Origin of the sequence: Furfurilactobacillus curtus (genome assembly GCF_045862785.1) — a bacterium.
Classification (GTDB): Bacteria; Bacillota; Bacilli; order Lactobacillales; family Lactobacillaceae; genus Furfurilactobacillus; species Furfurilactobacillus curtus.
The window spans coordinates 1-500 of sequence record NZ_BQXO01000064.1 but is presented as its reverse complement, the minus strand read 5'-3'; the positions used below and the strand labels follow the sequence as shown (position 1 = coordinate 500).

Here is a 500-nt window from a genome sequence, read left to right as displayed (position 1 = left end):
AGGTTAAGTTAACAAGGGCGCACGGTGGATGCCTTGGCACTAGGAGCCGATGAAGGACGGGACTAACACCGATATGCTTCGGGGAGCTGTAAGTAAGCTTTGATCCGGAGATTTCCGAATGGGGGAACCCAGCCAGTTTAACCGCTGGTTATCACTAGGGGAATACATACTCTAGTTGAAGGTAGACGTTGTGAACTGAAACATCTCATTAGCAACAGGAAGAGAAAGAAAAATCGATTCCCTAAGTAGCGGCGAGCGAACGGGGAAGAGCCCAAACCAGACTGCTTGCAGTTTGGGGTTGTAGGACTGAACATTTGAGTTACCAAGGACCTTGATAGTCGAAGACGTTGGGAAGCGTCGCCATAGGGTGTGAGAGCCACGTAGACGAAATCAAAGTCCCTCAGTTCAGGATCCTGAGTACGGCGGAGCACGTGAAATTCCGTCGGAATTTGCGGGGACCATCCCGTAAGGCTAAATACTCCCTAGTGACCGATAGTGAA

General features: G+C 50.2%; 1 rRNA gene. It reads left to right on the top strand.

Annotated features, from left to right (window positions below):
* Position 1 precedes the first annotated feature (1 nt).
* A 23S ribosomal RNA gene (locus ACKTR2_RS10460) occupies positions 2-500 on the top strand; the annotation flags it as partial.